The organism is Haloactinomyces albus, from assembly GCF_031458135.1.
Classification (GTDB): domain Bacteria; phylum Actinomycetota; class Actinomycetes; order Mycobacteriales; family Pseudonocardiaceae; genus Haloactinomyces; species Haloactinomyces albus.
Genome location: NZ_JAVDXW010000001.1, coordinates 2,296,820 through 2,310,826 on the forward strand (window position 1 = coordinate 2,296,820; position 14,007 = coordinate 2,310,826).

The 14,007-nt window shown below is 66.6% G+C and carries 11 protein-coding genes and 1 tRNA gene; 9 read left to right on the forward strand and 3 right to left on the reverse strand.

What is annotated here, in order from left to right; translation table 11 throughout:
* Positions 1–315 precede the first annotated feature (315 nt).
* Entirely contained in the window at positions 316–1,542 is a 1,227-nt protein-coding gene (locus JOF55_RS10800; RefSeq protein WP_310273100.1) for an FAD-dependent oxidoreductase, read from the forward strand.
* A gap of 46 nt (positions 1,543–1,588) precedes the next feature.
* Positions 1,589–3,091 (forward strand): MFS transporter, encoded by a 1,503-nt coding sequence (locus tag JOF55_RS10805; protein ID WP_310273102.1) that lies wholly within the window; start codon positions 1,589–1,591, stop codon positions 3,089–3,091.
* A gap of 108 nt (positions 3,092–3,199) precedes the next feature.
* Here the strand turns inward: JOF55_RS10805 and JOF55_RS10810 are convergent, their stop codons facing one another.
* Positions 3,200–3,937 carry a PIG-L deacetylase family protein gene (locus JOF55_RS10810; RefSeq protein ID WP_310273106.1) on the reverse strand — a complete coding sequence of 246 codons (738 nt, stop codon included), beginning with the start codon at positions 3,935–3,937 and terminating at the stop codon, positions 3,200–3,202.
* 75 nt (positions 3,938–4,012) lie between these two features.
* Positions 4,013–4,618, reverse strand: coding sequence for an NAD(P)H:quinone oxidoreductase (gene wrbA / locus JOF55_RS10815; RefSeq protein WP_310273111.1), 606 nt, complete (start codon positions 4,616–4,618; stop codon positions 4,013–4,015).
* 243 nt (positions 4,619–4,861) lie between these two features.
* On the opposite strand from wrbA, the gene JOF55_RS10820 reads away from it, so the two are divergent.
* Positions 4,862–5,521 (forward strand): TetR/AcrR family transcriptional regulator, encoded by a 660-nt coding sequence (locus JOF55_RS10820; RefSeq protein ID WP_310273113.1) that lies wholly within the window; start codon positions 4,862–4,864, stop codon positions 5,519–5,521.
* Positions 5,522–5,782: 261 nt separating this feature from the next.
* On the opposite strand, the gene JOF55_RS10825 is transcribed toward JOF55_RS10820, so the two are convergent.
* Positions 5,783–5,865 (reverse strand) — tRNA-Leu (locus JOF55_RS10825).
* Positions 5,866–6,135: 270 nt separating this feature from the next.
* Between JOF55_RS10825 and JOF55_RS10830 the strand changes: the two genes are divergently transcribed.
* From JOF55_RS10830 to JOF55_RS10855, 6 genes are read left to right on the forward strand one after another with little or no spacing between them, the layout of a single operon-like run.
* Positions 6,136–7,545 carry an FhaA domain-containing protein gene (locus tag JOF55_RS10830; protein WP_374727449.1) on the forward strand — a complete coding sequence of 470 codons (1,410 nt, stop codon included), beginning with the start codon at positions 6,136–6,138 and terminating at the stop codon, positions 7,543–7,545.
* Between the two features lie 48 nt (positions 7,546–7,593).
* Positions 7,594–8,082 (forward strand): FHA domain-containing protein FhaB/FipA, encoded by a 489-nt coding sequence (locus JOF55_RS10835; RefSeq protein WP_310273119.1) that lies wholly within the window; start codon positions 7,594–7,596, stop codon positions 8,080–8,082.
* A complete protein-coding gene (locus JOF55_RS10840) occupies positions 8,079–9,515 on the forward strand; it encodes a PP2C family protein-serine/threonine phosphatase (RefSeq protein ID WP_310273120.1) in 1,437 nt (478 codons plus the stop codon). The genes JOF55_RS10835 and JOF55_RS10840 overlap by 4 nt, the downstream gene beginning before the upstream one ends.
* Positions 9,515–10,960 (forward strand): FtsW/RodA/SpoVE family cell cycle protein, encoded by a 1,446-nt coding sequence (locus JOF55_RS10845; RefSeq protein ID WP_310273122.1) that lies wholly within the window; start codon positions 9,515–9,517, stop codon positions 10,958–10,960. Before JOF55_RS10840 ends, JOF55_RS10845 begins: the two co-directional genes overlap by 1 nt.
* Positions 10,957–12,420: a peptidoglycan D,D-transpeptidase FtsI family protein gene (locus tag JOF55_RS10850; protein WP_310273124.1), complete on the forward strand. Its 1,464-nt coding sequence runs from the start codon at positions 10,957–10,959 to the stop codon at positions 12,418–12,420. The genes JOF55_RS10845 and JOF55_RS10850 overlap by 4 nt, the downstream gene beginning before the upstream one ends.
* 3 nt (positions 12,421–12,423) lie before the next feature.
* Positions 12,424–13,986, forward strand: coding sequence for a serine/threonine-protein kinase (locus JOF55_RS10855; RefSeq protein ID WP_310273126.1), 1,563 nt, complete (start codon positions 12,424–12,426; stop codon positions 13,984–13,986).
* Positions 13,987–14,007 lie beyond the last annotated feature (21 nt).

Here is a 14,007-nt window from a genome sequence, read left to right on the forward strand (position 1 = left end):
GCACACGAAAACTGGTGGCGTCATTCATGAATCCAGTGACCAGCAAAGACGGATTGCCGGGATGACACCGTCGCCGACGGGAATTTGACACTCCGCCGACGGACGGACATGAAAATGGCGCATGGTTGCGGCAATTGCCTCCATTTGGCGGTTTTTTCGGCCTCCGCGGCTTGATCGGTGGTGAGCCGGAGCAAGCGCAGGCAAGTATCGCGCGTTCACGGGATCGCCAGAAGTGCACACATTGTGTAGAAATGCCCAGGTGTCGCTACCACCCTCCGGCCACCGGGCCGGACGGCCAGGCTACGAGGGGTAGATATGTCTCTACACGTTCTGATCGCGGGCGCCGGTCTCGGCGGGCTCACCCTCGCCCACGGTCTCCGTAAAGCCGGGGTCGATGTCACCGTCTACGAGCGCGATCCCAGGCACGACTTCCGGCTGCAGGGATACCGCATCCACATCGACGCCCCCGGGCACACGGCCCTCGCCGAGTGCCTGCCGGAAGACCTGTACGAGCTCTACATCGCCACGTCCACCGCCACACCGGACAAGCAGGTCGCGATGTTCTTCGATCACCGGTTCGACAAGACCGGCGAGGGAGATGCCCGGGCGGGCGACTTCACCCCGGCACGGTCGCCCACCGCGGTCAACCGCCACACGTTGCGTCAGATCCTGCTCACCGGTTTGGACGGCGCGCTCCGCTTCGGACGGGAACTCGTCGGTTACGAGCAGACCGACGCAGGGGTACAAGCGCATTTCGCGGATGGCAGCGTGGCAAACGGTGACGTGCTCGTCGCGGCGGACGGCATCAATTCGGTGGTACGACATCAGCTCCTTCCGCACGCCGAGATCTGTGACACCGGCGTCCGTGCCATCACCGGTAAGACCACGATGGCAGCGCTCGAAGCCGACTTCCCCGAAGAACTGCACAACACCTTCACCGGCGTACACGGTCCGGACTACCGGACCCTGGCCATGGCCGAGTACCGCTCCCGCCGCCCACAGCAAGAGGCGGCGACGGAGCTGGTCCCCGATGCCCGGCTGGATCCGGTGCCCGACTACCTGATGTGGCTGCAACTCGCCCCCGTCGGTGATCTCCCCATTCGCGAGCAGGCTCTGTGGCGCACCGACTCGGCGACGTTGCACGGCATCGCTCTGGACATGCTGGACGGATGGCATCCCACGCTGCGGCGACTCGTCGAGCGTGCCGACAAACCGTCCACGTTCCCGCTGTCGGTCCGTGCCGTGCTGCCCGTGAATCCCTGGCAGACGAGCAATGTCACGCTGCTCGGCGACGCCATCCACGCGATGGCCCCGATCGGCGGTCGAGGTGCGAACACCGCCCTGTGCGATGCCGCATCACTCAGCGCAAAACTACGCGCGGCCGACCGTGGGCAGCTTTCGCTGTATCCGGCCATCGCCGAGTACGAATCCAGGATGCGCGAGCAGGGGCAGGAGGCCGTGATCGCCTCGTTGCACAAGTCCGGGCCGAGCCTGGGTGCCCGCTCACCGTACAGCCCGGAGCAGACCCGCACTGCTTCGTAACCACCCTCCCGATCGCCACGGCGACACTCCCCCAGAGGAGACCAGCATGCCCGAGCAGACCGTACCGAGCCCCTCGGCGCGATCACCCCTGGTCGGTACGAACTCTCCGGAGCGGCGCGAAAACCAGTGGGCGGTACTGGCCGTGGTGCTGGCCGGATTCTTCATGATCCTGCTGGACGGCACGATCATGAACGTCGCCATTCCGCCCATCCAGGAGGACATGTCGGCCAGTTACAGCGCGGCCCAATGGATGATGACCGGATACGCCCTGGCCTACGGGCTTCTGCTTATCCCCGCCGGTCGCCTCGGCGATCGGTTCGGACACAAGCGGCTGTTCCTCATCGGACTCGCGGGTTTCACCCTCGCCTCGGCGCTGTGCGGGCAGGCGAGCACAGCTCCGGAGATCATCACCTGGCGGATCGTGCAAGGAATCACCGCCGGAATGATGAATCCTGCGGTACTGGCGATGATCCAGGCGGCATTCCGACCGGCCGAACGGGGACGCGCGTTCGTCTGGTACGGCGCGGTCGCCGGAATCGCGGCCTCACTGGGACCGGTACTCGGCGGCTTGTTCATCTCGGTGGACCTCGGAGGATGGAGCTGGCGCCCGATCTTCCTGCTCAACGTCCCGATCGGACTGATCGTCCTGCTCGTTGCACTGAAAGTGCTGCCCGATTACCGGGGACGAGGCGGGTCGCTCGACCCGGTCGGTGCCGCCCTGCTCACCACCGTGCTGCTACTCGTGATCTACCCGCTGATCCAGGGGTACGAGCAGGGCTGGCCAAGCTGGGTCTTCGCCGCCCTCACCGCGTCCTTCCCGATGGGCGCGCTGTTCGTGGCCTGGCAACGCAGCCGGCTGCGCAGAGGGGCAGCACCGCTGATCGACATTCGATTGTTCCGCACACGATCGTTCGCGGCCGGTGTCGCTACTACTCTCACGCAGTTCATCGCGTTCGCCAGCCTGCAGTTCGCACTGTCGGCTTACTTGCAGCTCGGGCTCGGCAGCTCCGCCCTGGCCACCGGCCTGGTACTGCTGCCGTTCGCGGTCGGAACCTTCGTGGGGTCGTCGATATCCGCCTCGGCTGTCCGCCGTCTCGGCAGGAGAGCACTTCATCTGGGCAGTGGCCTGCTGCTGGTCGGCACCGCCGGTGTCCTCGCCACGATCGGTTATCTCGGCACCGATGTGAACGTACTGTGGCTGGCGCCGACGACGTTCGCCAGCGGTATCGGCGCGATGATGCTCGGTGCCCCATTGCTGGGGATGGCGCTCACCGACGTACCCGGCCAGGAAGCGGGCACGGCCGGTGGCGTCATCGCGACCGCGCAACGAGTCGGCCACGCGCTGGGGATCGCGATCGTCGGTACCGCGTTGTTCGGTTCGCTGCCACAGGCAGCACGACACTCGGCATCCTCGACACTGCACGTTGAGTACGGTCACGCCATCCAGATCGCCGGCTTGTTTTGCCTGGCTGCCTGCATCCTCACGTTCTTGCTCATCTTCCTCCTCCCGCACGCGCGGGGCGACTCCTCCACCACTGGTGACCGGTGATCGCGAACGGCGAAGCGCTTTCGGGCCTCGCGGGGGCACCGAATCTTCGGGGGCGGCGTCCCCGCACCGTGCGGCGGATGCTTCCGCGGGAACCGGTCGGCAGGAGAATCAGCGCGCGATGAGCTCGAAGGACACGGCGTGGTCGACACCGAACGACTCACCGGCCTGCGCCGTCGTACGTTCCAGGAAGTCACGAGCCATTCGCTCGGGCGACTGGTCGCTCAGCGCGGAGAGATAATTGCCGTGGGCGGCCAGCGAATCCACCGCCCGGTCCAGTGCGGCGGTCACTTCAACGGCATGTGACGGGTACGGTGAGCCGGCGATCGCCACCCAGCGCACGCCACCCCACGGTTGGAAACCTTCGTCGGAGGTCAGTTCCGGGAAGATCCAACGGTTGCCCGCATCGGCGACCGCATCCAGCACTGCTCGACCGACGGCCCGGTGATCGGCGCTGTTCCAAGCGCCGAAGCTCCAGGTGTCGTGGTGGTTGAGGGTCACCACGAGTTCCGGCCGATATCGCCGCACCTCGCGTGCGAGAGCACGCCGGAGAAGCAGCCCCTCCTCGATGACACCGTCACGGTGCCCCTCCAGGAACCGCACGTCGCGCACACCGACAATCCCCGCGCTCGCACGTTGCTCGTTCTCCCGGAGCGGGCCGGCCTGTTCGGGCGCCATCCCATCGATACCCGCCTCACCACGGGTCACCAGCAGATACGCGACATCACGTCCGGCATCCGTCCAAGTGGCCACCGAAGCCGCCGCGGCGAACTCCACATCGTCCGGGTGAGCGACGATCACCAGGGCTTGCCTCCAGTCTTCCGGCATCGGTTCGAGCTGTTCCGACATACTCAAGCCTTTCTGTGACGAAACGCGAATTCGGCCCGGCCTCGATTCATGAGACCGGGCCGAATCGGGTGTGTGTCAACGCCCCGCCTTGAGCGCAGCCGCGACTTCGGCAGAGCGACGGCCCTGATGGTGGGCGGAGTTCAGCTCCAGCTCGCCGGGCGCCCCGGTGCTGGAAACGTGCATCGCTCCGTACGGGTTACCCAGCTCGAACTGCACCGGATCGGTATAACCGGGAGGTACGATCATCCCGCCCCAGTGATAGAAGATGTTCGACAGCGACAACACGGTGCTTTCCACGCCACCGTGCTTGGTTCCGGTGGAGACGAAAACGCTGTAGACCTTGTCCGCCAGCTTGCCCTGCTGCCACAGCGGTCCCGTGGCATCGATGAACTGCTTGAGTTGCGCGGCCGGGGTGCCGTACCGGGTCGGCGTGCCGAACAGGACCGCGTCGGCCCATTCGAGATCGTCCTGGGCAGCTTCGGGAATGTCCTTGGTTCGATCGACATTGGCCTGCCACTCGGGGTTGCCGGCGATGGCCTCGGGGGGAGCGAGCTCGGCCACCCGGCGCATCCGCACCTCGGCGCCACCCTTCTCGGCTCCCGTGCTCACGGCTTCCGCCAGACGGTGGATATTCCCCGTCGAGCTGTAATAGATCACCGCTACCTTGACGGGCTCGGTCATTACTTCCTCCCACTGCGTATCCGGGTGATCGGAGAAGATCTCTTGCTATCCGGTGGAGTCCGGAACTTCCACCGGACTCCGGACGAGGCGACTTGTCGGTCAGCCCGGCCCCTCCGCACACGCCACAACCAGTTACCTCGCGGAATCTCCCGCGCGGAACATCTTGACCACCTTCCTCGCGCTTCACAGCGTGTGCACCTTGTAAACTACACATACTGTAAAGCGCATCGCAAGGAGGGCAGCATGTCGGAATCGGCCGGCAATCCGGGCAGCACCCGGCGGCAGCGGACCCGTACCGAACTGATGGCGGCCATGCGCGCGCTCATCGAGGAGCACGGCTTCCGGGCCGTGAGCATGGGGGCGGTGGCCGAGAAAGCAGGTGTCTCGCGGCGCACCGCCTACCTGCATTTCGCCTCTCGCAACGAGATGATCAGCGCCCTGTTCGACTACGTCACGGAACAGGAAGGACTGGCGGAATCGCTACAACCGGTTTGGCAGGCACCCGACGCCGTCACAGCACTCGACGAATGGGCACGACACCTCGCTCGGTACCACCCACGCGTCCTCGCCGTCGACCGCGCGCTCGACTCTGTACGACGAATCGACGAGACGGTCGCGCAACATCGCGAGCAGGTGTCCGGGGATCAGCAGCAAGCCGGCCACAGGCTGGCCCAGCGACTCCACCAAGAGAACCGGCTGGCACCGCCCTGGACCGTCACGACCGCGTCGGACATGATCTGGGCACTGATGTCCTCCGATGTGATCGAGCGGCTGATCGTGGAGCGCGAGTGGCCCCCCGCGCACTTCGCGGAGCACCTCGCCGCACTGTTCAGGGCCACTTTCGTCACCGATCCCCTGCCCGACGAGGGCACGAGTCTCGGGAGCGCCGCCCGGACGGGATAGCTGCGATGCCCGACGGGGCTCAAGCCGTTCGGCTTGGGACAGGAATCGGCCACCGGAGTCGCAGGCGGTGGGCTGGAGAGCCTCTCCCGCTTCCGGGGAATGTCTCTCCGGAAGCGGGACTTCTCAGACGAGCCACGGCACCGACTCACCTCCCGGTGAGGGAAACCTCACCCATCGCGCCGTGCCCCGGCAACTCGCCGACTCGAGCAGACCGCAACAAAAATACCCGGCGGATCCTCGGGGAACCGCCGGGTATTGAAGTGGGCGAGGAGGGAGTTGAACCCTCACGTCCTTCCGGACACACGGACCTGAACCGTGCGCGTCTGCCTTTCCGCCACTCGCCCGTGGCTGCCGGATCAAGCCTACCCTGTTCGGATTCGGCCTTCACCAGGGGGTCGGTCAACTCGATCCGATCGCTGTGGACCCGACCGTCGGGCAATCGCCGGAGCTCAATCGCCGAAACGATCTCTCCCGTAACCGACCTCGGGCAGTCTAGCACGCACTCCACATGCGATTTCACCAGGGGGCGCAGCGGGTTGGGAACTGGTCGGTGTAACAGCCCGTTGCCCCAGATACGATGGGAGGCAGGAGTCGTATGTGTGGAGGGGATTGCCGTGGGCCTCGTGCAGCGCTTCGAGCGCAGGCTCGAAGGCATCGTCGGTAACAGCTTCGCGCGCGTGTTCGGCGGTAGAGTCGTGCCGCAGGAAATGGCTCAGGGACTGCAGCGGGAAGCCGACCTGCAGGTCCAGGAGTTGGCCGGTGGCCGACTGCTCGCCTGTAATCACTACACGGTGCAACTCAGCCCCACCGACCACGACCGGCTCGCCGGAGAGGAGGAACAGCGGGTTACCGACCTTCTCGCCGACTGCGTTCAGGAGCATCTCACCGAGCAGGGGTGGGACACATATGGTGACGTCGTAGTCTCCCTGGAGCGCTCTGAGACGCTGCACACGGGACAGTTCCAAATCAGATCGTCCGTCGACCCCGACGTAAGCCGACGGCAGGTAACACCTCGTACCGCAGGAGATCGACCCATGAGCCAGCCACCAGGCCAGTATCCCCAGGGGGATCCGTACGCCCAGCAGGGGCAGTACGGCTATGACCAGGGCTACGGCCAAGGCCAGTACGGGCAGGACCCCAACTACGGCTACGGTCAGCAGCCTCAGGGCTACGGCCAGCCCGGTTACGACCCCTACGGCCAGCAGCCGGGATATGGCCAGGGACCCGCCTACGGTCAGCCGCCCCCGGGATACGACCAGGGCTACGGACAGCCGCAGGCACCGGGCTACGGCCAGCAGCCCGGCGGCGCCTACCCGCAGTCCGGCGGGTTCCCCGACCAGGGCTACGGCCAGCAGCCACCCCAGGGCTACGCCCAGCCGGGCTACGACCCCTACGGCCAGCAGCCACCGGGATACGCACCCGGGCAGGGCTACGGCCAACAACCCCAGGGCTACGGCCAACCCGGCTACGACCCCTACGGCCAGCAGCCCGGCGGCGCCTACCCGCAGTCCGGCGGGTTCCCCGACCAGGGCTACGGCCAGCAGCCACCCCAGGGCTACGCCCAGCCGGGCTACGACCCCTACGGCCAGCAGCCACCGGGATACGCACCCGGGCAGGGCTACGGCCAACAACCCCAGGGCTACGGCCAACCCGGCTACGACCCCTACGGCCAGCAGCCCGGCGGCGCCTACCCGCCGAGTGCGCCGGGTGGCTATCCGGACGCCATGCCGCGGCAGCTCACTGCCACACTGCAGCTCGACGACGGCTCCAACCGTTCGTACACGCTCCAGCACGGCAGCAACGTGGTCGGCCGGGGGCAGGAAGGGCAGTTCCGGCTTCCCGACACCGGTGTGTCCCGCAAGCACATCGAGATCCAGTGGGACGGACAGGCCGCGATGCTGGCCGACCTCGGTTCGACGAACGGCACCACGGTCAACGGCACTCCGGTGCAGACTTGGCAATTGGCGGACGGTGATGTGATCCGCGTCGGTCATTCCTCCCTGGTGTTCCGCAGCCAGGGCTGAATCCGGCCGTCCTGCAGCCGACTACACAGGTAGGAGCGTTCACAACAGGTGTCCGAGCTGGTGATTCAGCTGGCCAGAGCAGGGTTTCTCGCCCTGCTCTGGCTCTTCGTGCTGGCCGCGCTGCGCGTGGTGCGTTCCGACCTGAACTCGGCGTCCGGCATGCGAGTATCGATGCCGGGTGCAGGCAGGTTCTCGGGGAGGGGTGGTCCGGCCAAAAGCGGTAAACCCTCCCGCAACAAGTCCAAGACGCCCCGGCAACTGGTGGTCACCGACGGTGCGCTCTCGGGCACACGCATCTCCCTGGAGGGCCGGCCGATCATGATCGGCCGCGCCGACGACTCCACTCTGGTCCTCGACGACGATTACGCGTCGACACGGCACGCGAAATTGTCCCTCCGGGGAACGGACTGGTACGTGGAGGACCTAGGCTCCACTAATGGCACATACCTCGATCGGGCGAAGGTCACGGGGCCGACCAAGGTCCCACTCGGCGTTCCGATCCGAATCGGCAAGACGGTGATCGAGCTGCGCTCATGACCCTCGTCCTTCACTACGCAGCCCGCAGCGACCGTGGCCTGGTGCGTTCCAACAACCAGGACTCGGTCTATGCCGGCCCACGACTCCTCGCCCTCGCCGATGGCATGGGTGGCCATGCCGCAGGCGAGGTCGCCAGCAAGGTCGTCATCGCAGCGCTCGCGCCGCTCGACGACGACGAACCGGGAGACGATCTGCTCGGGCACCTGCACGATGCGATGATCTCCGGCAACAGTGCGATCTCCGAACTGGTCGCCAGTGACCCCGATCTGGACGGTATGGGCACCACCCTCACAGCGGTGCTCTTCGCGGGCAGCAAGCTGGGACTGGTGCACATCGGTGACTCCCGGGCCTACCAGGTCCGCGATGGCGAACTCTCCCAGATCACCCACGACGACACCTTCGTACAGTCGCTGATCGACGAGGGCCGCATCACCGAGGAGGAAGCCGCCAACCACCCGCAGCGCTCACTGCTGCTCCGCGCGCTCACCGGCCACGAGGTCGAGCCGAGCCTTGCCGTACGCGAGGCGAGATCCGGTGACCGGTACCTACTGTGCTCCGACGGTTTGTCCAGCGTCGTCAGCGAGGAGACCATCGCGGAGGCACTGCGGATCAGCGATCCGCAGCAGTGTGCCGACCGGATGATCGAACTCGCTCTCAAGGGCGGCGGACCGGACAACGTCACGGTCATCGTCGCCGATGTGGTCGACGTCGAATTCGGCAACGACGCACCGATCGTGGCCGGTGCGGCAGGCACCGGTGGGGAGGAGGACCGGCCGCAGCCGGACTCCGCGGCGGCACGGGCTTCGGCAGCCACCATGCCGAAACCCTCACCGCAACGGCCGGATCCGACAGCCCCTCCCCCCGAACCCCCGCCGCGGCGCCGATGGTTACGTTCCCTGCTGATCACCGGTGCGGTGGTGGCCGTGCTGGCCGGACTCGTCTTCGCCGGTCGCTGGTGGGTGTTCAGCCAGTACTTCATCGGTGTCAACAAGGCCGACGACGTGGTGATCTTCCAAGGCGTGCAGGGCAGCATGCTGGGACTGTCACTGAACCGGCAGGTGGCGGGCTCCTGTCCCGCCGGAGCGGCGGCGGACTGCCGACCGATCAGCATCAATGACCTGCAGGAAGCTCAGCGTCCCGACGTGCGCAACGGGATCACCGACCTCCGGGGCCTACAGGGGGCGAAGGAGGCCATGCTCCGACTGCGCATGACGGCACTGTTGCCGGAGTGCGACAAGTCCGAGCCGAAAACAACGCGGTCGTCCGAGGCTCCCGGCACCTCCCCCACCGCTCCGTCGGCATCGCCCCCGCCGAACCCGACACAGCAGGAGACCTCCGCTCGGACAGCTCCGAAACCCACCTCCTCGTCCAGTGGCACGCCGCTGGGTGAGGAGACACAGCGGCCCGGTGTCACCTGTCGGACGGTGAGCTGATGTCACAGCCGGTCGCCACCGACGGTGCCGACAGGTCCTCCGGCGACGCAGCACCGGCTCCGCGGGAATCCACTCGGCGCGGCATCGAGCTGCTCATGCTCGTCTTCGCCGCCTGCATTGTCACGGCGGCACTGGTGCTGGTCGCCATCAACCAGCAGGAGCAGCTCACCCCGCAGGTGCTGTACTACGGAGGCGCGTTCCTCGCGCTCTTCGGTGCCGCACACTTCGCCGTGCGCCGCTGGGCACCGTATGCCGATCCGCTGATCCTGCCGCTGGTGGCGCTGATCAACGGCATCGGTCTGGTGGTCATTCACCGCATCGACCTCGGCAACGCCACCGAGGGCATAGAGGGCTGGAGCCCCGCCGCGCCCTCGCAGGTCATGTACACGGCCATCGCGCTGGTGCTGTTCGTGCTGGTGCTCATCTTCGTCAAAGACCACCGAACCCTGGCCAAGTACAGCTACATCTGCGGGCTGGGCGGCCTGGTCGCGCTCGCGCTTCCCGCGGTACTGCCCAGCACCATCGCACCGCCGGTCAACGGTGCGAAGCTCTGGATCTACATCGGACCGCTGTCCTTCCAGCCCGCCGAGGTCGCCAAGATCCTGCTGCTGATCTTCTTCGCGTCGTTCCTGGTGTCCAAGCGCGAACTGTTCACCACGGCGGGGCGCCGCTTCCTGGGCATCGACTTCCCCCGAGCCCGCGACCTCGCCCCGGTGCTGGTGGCCTGGGCGCTGTCCATCGGCATCGTGGTGCTGGAACGCGACCTGGGTACCTCCCTGCTGTTCTTCGGCATCGTGCTGGTGATGATCTACATCGCCACGGAACGAGCCGTGTGGATCGCCATCGGACTGAGCCTGTTCGCGGCGGGCTGCTTGCTCGCCTACTCACTGTTCGGGCACGTGCAGGAACGCGTGAACGTCTGGCTCAACCCGATGACCAGTGGTGATAGCGGCTACCAACTCCGAGAAGCACTGTTCGGCATGGCCACCGGCGGCCTCTTCGGTTCCGGACTCGGCGGCGGCAGGCCGGCGATCGTGCCCCACGCCGAAAGCGACTTCATCATCGCCTCGGTGGCCGAAGAGCTCGGTCTCCTCGGGCTGGCCGCGCTGCTCCTGGTGTACCTGCTGCTGATGGCGCGGGGCTTGCGCAGTGGTCTGGCCGTGCGGGACTCGTTCGGTAAGCTGCTGGCGGGCGGCCTGTCCTTCGCCATGGCGCTACAGGTGTTCGTGGTGGCCGGTGGCGTCACCGGTCTGATTCCGCTGACCGGACTGACCACGCCATTCCTGGCCGCGGGGGGGTCCTCGCTGGTCGGCAACTACGTGCTGGTCGCCCTGCTCCTGCGAATCTCCGATGCCTCGCGTCGCCCACAGGTACCGAGCAAACCGAAGCCGAAGCAGGCTCCGATCGCCGAGGCACATACCGAACTGGTGGAGCGTCCCCGATGAACAAGCCGCTGCGGCGAGTGGCGCTGGCCATGATGTCGATGGTCGTCCTGCTCCTGGCCAACGCCACCTACGTGCAGGTGATCAGAGCCGAGGAGCTGAGCAGCAATTCGCGCAACAGCCGGATGCTTTTTCAGGAGTACTCCACCCCACGCGGACAGATCACCGCGGGCGGGAAACTGCTCGCCAAGTCGGTACCGACCAACGACAACCTCAAGTACCTGCGCACCTACCCGAACGGTCCGCTGTACGCGCCCGTGACCGGCTACTACTCGTTCGTCTACGGATCGAAGGGCATCGAGTCCGCCAAGAACAAGGTGCTCAACGGTACCGCCGACTCGCTCGCGTTCACCCGCCTGTCCGACCTCATCATGGGCCGCGAGCAGCAGGGCGGCAACGTCGAGCTGACGATCGACCCGGCGATGCAGCAGGCCGCTTACGAGCAGCTCACGAGCAAGGGCCTGCAGGGATCGGTGGTCGCGCTGAACCCGCAGAACGGCGCGATCCTGGCGATGGCCAACTCGCCCTCCTACGATCCCAACCGCCTGGCCAGCCACAGCAGGAAGCAGCAGACGCAGGCCCATCAGGAGCTGCTCAACGCCGAGAGCGGTCCGCTGATCAATCGGGCGATCTCGCGGATCTATCCACCCGGCTCCACGTTCAAGCTGATCACCGCCGCAGCCGCACTGGAGACCGGCAAGTACGACTCCGACACGCAGGTCACCGCCAAATCCTCGATCCCACTGCCGAAAACCACCAGCGCGCGGCTGCCCAACTACGGCAACAACACCTGCGGCACCCTGCCGACCGCGCCGTTGTGGGAAGCCATGGCGCGGTCGTGCAACACCGCGTTCGCCAAGGTCGCCGGTGCCGTCGGCGAGGAGAAGCTCCGCGAGGAGGCCCAGGACTTCGGTTTCGGCAAAAACCTGAACATCCCCATGAAGGTGGCGAAGTCCGACCTCGGGAAGATCTCGGGCCCGGCGGCGCTGTACCAGAGCGGCATCGGACAGCGCGATGTGCGTGTCACCCCGATGCAGAACGCCATGATGGCCGCCGCGATCGCCAACGACGGCACGCTCATGAAGCCGTATCTGGTCGAAAAGACCACGGCTCCGGACATGTCGGTGCTGGCGGATCACGACCCGCAGCAGCTGAGCAAGCCCGTCTCCCCCGAGATCGCGCACACCATCCGGGACATGATGATCAAGTCCGAGCAGTATTCCGGTGACACGGGTAAGATCACGGGAGTCCAGATCGCCTCCAAGACGGGCACCGCCCAGCACGGCGAGGGCACCGACCCACACGGCTGGTACGTGGCTTTCGCCCCTGCCGAGAACCCCGAGATCGCCGTCGCGGTGATCGTGGAGGACGGTGGGAACATGGGCGCCGACGCCACCGGCGGAAAGATCGCCGGGCCGATCGGCCGCGCCGTGATCCGAGCAGGTATGCAGGGGGGTGGCTGACCCGTGCCGACCTCCGGCCATCTTCTCGCCGAGCGCTACCGGCTCGATCAACGCATCGCCGTCGGTGGTATGGGCGAGGTCTGGCAAGCCGTGGACGTACGACTCGACCGCACCGTGGCCGTCAAGGTTCTCAAAGCCGAACTGTGCGGCGACGCGGAGTTCCTGCATCGCTTCCGCACCGAAGCCCGCACGACCGCCTCGCTGAACCATCCGGGCATCGCGGCCGTCCACGACTACGGCGAAACCGCCGCGACCCCGGACGGTCCGGAGGACACCGCCTACCTGGTGATGGAACTCGTCGAAGGCGAGCCACTGGCCGCGATCCTCGCCAGGGAGGGGCGAATCACCAGCGAGCACACCCTGGAAATGCTGGAGCAGGCGGGCAACGCGCTCCAGGCCGCGCACGGACGCAGCCTGGTGCACCGCGATGTCAAACCGGGAAATATCCTCGTCACCCCGACCGGAACGATCAAAATCACCGACTTCGGAATCGCCAAGGCCGCCGACGCAGCCCCGGTGACCCGGTCCGGAACGGTCATGGGTACTGCGCACTACATTTCACCGGAGCAGGCTCTGGGCAACGACGCGACACCGGCCAGCGATGTCTACTCGCTTGCGGTCGTGGGCTACGAATGCCTGATGGGGCACCGGCCGTTCCTGTCCGACAACGCGGTCACGGTCGCGATGATGCATATCCGCGAGGTCGCTCCACTGCTGCCGCCGGACGTGCCCCGGAACGTACGTGCCCTCATCGAGGCGACCCTGGTCAAGGATCCTCGTTATCGCTACAGCGGCGGCGGTGAGTTCGCGAACGCGGTGAGCAGCGTGCGTGCGGGTGGCCCGTTGCCCGCACCGGCCGCGCTCACCGTGCCACCTCAGCAACAACGACAAACGCAGCAGAGCACGGCCGCACACAATACGGGGATATCTCGGCCTCCCGGCGGAGGACCGGGCACAGCACAGACCCCGCCGCCCGCGGGGGGAGTGCCGCCCAATCCTTCGGTCAGCGCTCCCGCAGCTCCCGCATCGGGGCATCCCTCGGTCGGAGCCGTCGGGGCCGGAGTGCCTCCTGTAGGAAGTGGGATGCAGCGCACGGGCGCCTATCCATCCGGAGTATTCCCACCTCCGACACCACCCCCGACACCACCCCCGGCACCGCCGGACCGCGCGAACCGTATCGGTTTGTGGGTGTTCCTCGCGGTGGTGATCATCGTGGTACTGATCGTCGGCAGCGTGGCGACCTGGCGAGTCGCCACGCAGAGCAGCCCGTCACCGAGACCGGCCGCCACCGACCGCTCGACGAGGAGCCTCGCCGAGGGAAACTCACGCAACGACCATGCCGGTGTGAGATTCGTCGGCATGGATTCCGGAGCACGTTTGGGTCAGACTGCCCTACGGCATCCTGGATCGGGACGGGCTGCGCCCCAGCGCAGCAGCGCCGGACAGCCCACAACGAGCCGGAAGACAACACACGCCAAGGAAGTCGGGGGAACCGCGCACCGTGCACCCGCTGGGCGACGAGAAGTCACAGGACCTCGGCTGCCACGGGACTACGGGTCGGCATGATGGGACGACCGTGGACAAGGA